This is a genomic window from Vibrio sp. 1401, assembly GCF_033340295.1.
In genome coordinates this window covers 1-543 of record NZ_JAWOWF010000743.1, presented here as the reverse complement: position 1 = coordinate 543, position 543 = coordinate 1, and the positions used below count along the sequence as shown (strand labels likewise).

Annotated in this window: 1 protein-coding gene; it reads left to right on the top strand. The window is 42.5% G+C overall.

Features of this window, described 5'->3' with window-relative positions; translation table 11 throughout:
- The coding region (locus R7Z77_RS27905) for an inner membrane protein YpjD (RefSeq protein ID WP_318137375.1) at positions 1-365 on the top strand (365 nt) is incomplete at its 5' end.
- Between the last annotated feature and the right edge of the window lie 178 nt (positions 366-543).

Below are 543 nucleotides of genomic sequence, written 5' to 3'. Positions count from 1 at the left end.
CGCTGCAATTGGCTTGGCTCGATCACAAATTAAAAGCGAAGAAGTCGCTGGCTATTAACCCTAATTTACCACCGCTTTTAATGGTTGAACGTCAGCTATTTAAAATCATTCTGATTGGTAACTTACTGCTGACAGGCACACTCATCACTGGTTTTGTGTTTGTACAAGACATGTTTGCGCAAGGCAAAGCGCATAAAGGTATTCTTTCCTTCGTTGCGTGGATCGTTTATTCCATCTTACTTTGGGGCCACTACCATAAAGGTTGGCGCGGTCGAAAAGTAACGTGGTTTGCGGTTGCTGGTGCGACGTTATTAACGTTGGCCTATTTTGGCAGTCGTTTTGTAAAAGAAATCATCTTGAATTAAGGAGCTCTCGGGCTCCTCAATCCTTTATATTCGCGGACAGATAAAATACAGTACGCATTAATTCATTGAATTCGCAGCTCACTTTGCTGTTGAATTGCCAAAAACATACAAGGAACAGCTACGTTTTGGACGACATATCTACGGGTATCTTATTTGCGCTACTCGCGTGTCTTATCGT